Origin of the sequence: Amycolatopsis pigmentata (assembly GCF_042684065.1) — a bacterium.
GTDB classification, from domain to species: Bacteria; Actinomycetota; Actinomycetes; order Mycobacteriales; family Pseudonocardiaceae; genus Amycolatopsis_E; species Amycolatopsis_E pigmentata.
In genome coordinates, this window is the sequence record NZ_JBHUKR010000040.1 from 1 (window position 1) to 3,163 (window position 3,163).

At 57.3% G+C, this 3,163-nt stretch carries 1 rRNA gene; it reads left to right on the plus strand.

The features are described from left to right. Positions 1–58: 58 nt before the first annotated feature. Positions 59–3,163, plus strand: a 23S ribosomal RNA gene (locus ACFSXZ_RS41220); the annotation flags it as partial.

The window sequence follows — 3,163 nt, forward strand, 5'->3', positions numbered from 1 at the left end:
CGTGGTGTTGTTTCTGGTGTGGTGTTTGAGAATTGTAGAGTGGATGCGAGCATCTTTGTGGCAAGTTGTGTAGGGCGCATGGTGGATGTCTTGGCATCAGGGGCCGATGAAGGACGTGGGAGGCTGCGATAAGCCTCGGGGAGCTGTCAACCGAGCTGTGATCCGAGGGTGTCCGAATGGGGAAACCCAGCATCCGTGATGGGGTGTTACCCGCCGTTGAATCTATAGACGGTGTGGAGGGAACGCGGGGAAGTGAAACATCTCAGTACCCGTAGGAAGAGAAAACAAAAGTGATTCCGTGAGTAGTGGCGAGCGAAAGCGGAGGAGGCTAAACCTCGCGCATGTGATACCTGTCAGGGGTTGTGTGTGGGGTGTTGTGGGAGCCACTGTCCAGAGACTGACATTTCTGGCGTTGTGCCGCATGGTTAGTGGAACTGTCTGGGATGGCAGACCGGAGTGGGTGAGAGTCCCGTACGCGAAAGCTGTGTTGGTGTGGTGTGGTGGTGTCCCGAGTAGCAGCGAGCTCGTGGAATTTGCTGTGAATCTGCCGGGACCACCCGGTAAGCCTAAATACTTCCTGATGACCGATAGCGGACTAGTACCGTGAGGGAAAGATGAAAAGTACCCCGGGAGGGGAGTGAAAGAGTACCTGAAACCGTGTGCCTGCAAGCCGTCAGAGCCGCTGCTTTGTGTGGTGGTGATGGCGTGCCTTTTGAAGAATGAGCCTGCGAGTTAGTGCTGCGTGGCGAGGTTAACCCGTGTGGGGTAGCCGTAGCGAAAGCGAGTCTGAAGAGGGCGTTGTAGTTGCGTGGTCTAGACCCGAAGCGGAGTGATCTACCCATGGCCAGGGTGAAGCGCCGGTAAGACGGTGTGGAGGCCCGAACCCACCAGGGTTGAAAACCTGGGGGATGAGTTGTGGGTAGGGGTGAAAGGCCAATCAAACTCCGTGATAGCTGGTTCTCCCCGAAATGCATTTAGGTGCAGCGTCGTATGTTTCGTGGTGGGGGTAGAGCTACTGGCTGGCCTAGGGGGCTTACCGGCTTACCGAAGTCAACCAAACTCCGAATACCATTACGTGAAGTGCGGCAGTGAGACGGCGGGGGATAAGCTTCGTCGTCGAGAGGGAAACAGCCCAGAACTCCGGCTAAGGCCCCGAAGTGTGTGCTCAGTGGGAAAGGATGTGGGATTGCCCAGACAACCAGGAGGTTGGCTTAGAAGCAGCCACCCTTGAAAGAGTGCGTAATAGCTCACTGGTCAAGTGGTCCTGCGCCGACAATGTAGCGGGGCTTAAGCACACCGCCGAAGCCGAGTCACTCACACAAGACATCGGTCACCGTCCTTGAGGTGGTGGTCTAGTGGTGTGGGTGGGTAGGGGAGCGTCCTGCATCCAGAGAAGCCGCGGTGGAAGCCAGTGGTGGAGGGTGTGGGAGTGAGAATGCAGGCATGAGTAGCGATTGCAGAGTGAGAATCTCTGCCGCCGGATGACCAAGGGTTCCTGGGTCAAGTTTGTCTGCCCAGGGTGAGTCGGGACCTAAGGCGAGGCCGACAGGCGTAGTCGATGGACAACGGGTTGATATTCCCGTACCCGCGTGTGTTCGACAAGGACGAGGCGCATGATACTAACCACCCGAACCGTCGGAGGCTTTCGGGCTGATGGTGGGGAGCGTGGGGCCTGAGTGTGTAGTAGTTGAGTGATGGGGTGACGCAGGAAGGTAGCCCCGCCAGCTGGTGGAATAGCTGGTGCAAGCGTGTGGCCCGGATGACAGGGAAATCCGTCGTCCAGTCAGGGTGAGGCGTGATGCGTAGCCGTTGTGGTGAAGCAGGGTGATCCTCAGCTGCCGAGAAAAGCCTCTAGCGAGAACATGTGCGGCCCGTACCCTAAACCGACACAGGTGGTCAGGTAGAGAATACCGAGGCGTTCGGGTGAACTGTGGTTAAGGAACTCGGCAAAATGCCCCCGTAACTTCGGGAGAAGGGGGGCCGAAACACCTGAAGCCCTTCGCGGGCTGGGGTGGGTTGGCCGCAGAGACCAGCGGAAAGCGACTGTTTACTAAAAACACAGGTCCATGCGAAGTCGTAAGACGATGTATATGGACTGACGCCTGCCCGGTGCTGGAACGTTAAGAGGACCGGTTAGCCTTTCGGGGCGAAGCTGAGAATTTAAGCGCCAGTAAACGGCGGTGGTAACTATAACCATCCTAAGGTAGCGAAATTCCTTGTCGGGTAAGTTCCGACCTGCACGAATGGCGTAACGACTTTCCGGCTGTCTCAACCACAGGCCCGGTGAAATTGCACTACGAGTAAAGATGCTCGTTTCGCGCGGCAGGACGGAAAGACCCCGGGACCTTTACTACAGCTTGGTATTGGTTTTCGGTTCGGTTTGTGTAGGATAGGTGGGAGACTGTGAAGCGGGCACGCTAGTGTCGGTGGAGTCGTTGTTGAAATACCACTCTGGCCGGATTGGGAATCTGAACCTCGGACCGTGAGCCGGTTCAGGGACAGTGCCTGGTGGGTAGTTTAACTGGGGCGGTTGCCTCCTAAAGAGTAACGGAGGCGCCCAAAGGTTCCCTCAGCCTGGTTGGCAATCAGGTGTTGAGTGTAAGTGCACAAGGGAGCTTGACTGTGAGACTGACAGGTCGAGCAGGGACGAAAGTCGGGACTAGTGATCCGGCACCTCCTGGTGGAAGGGGTGTCGCTCAACGGATAAAAGGTACCCCGGGGATAACAGGCTGATCTTGCCCAAGAGTCCATATCGACGGCATGGTTTGGCACCTCGATGTCGGCTCGTCGCATCCTGGGGCCGGAGTAGGTCCCAAGGGTTGGGCTGTTCGCCCATTAAAGCGGCACGCGAGCTGGGTTTAGAACGTCGTGAGACAGTTCGGTCCCTATCCGCCGCGCGCGCAGGAGACTTGAGGAAGGCTGTCCCTAGTACGAGAGGACCGGGACGGACGAACCTCTGGTATGCCAGTTGTCCCGCCAGGGGCATGGCTGGTTAGCTACGTTCGGAAGGGATAACCGCTGAAGGCATCTAAGCGGGAAGCCCGTTCCAAGATGAGGTCTCCCACCCCACGCGGGGTAAGGCCCCCGGAAGACGACCGGGTTGATAGGCCAGAAATAGAAGCACAGCAATGTGTTCCCAAGTTGACTGGTACTAATAGGCCGA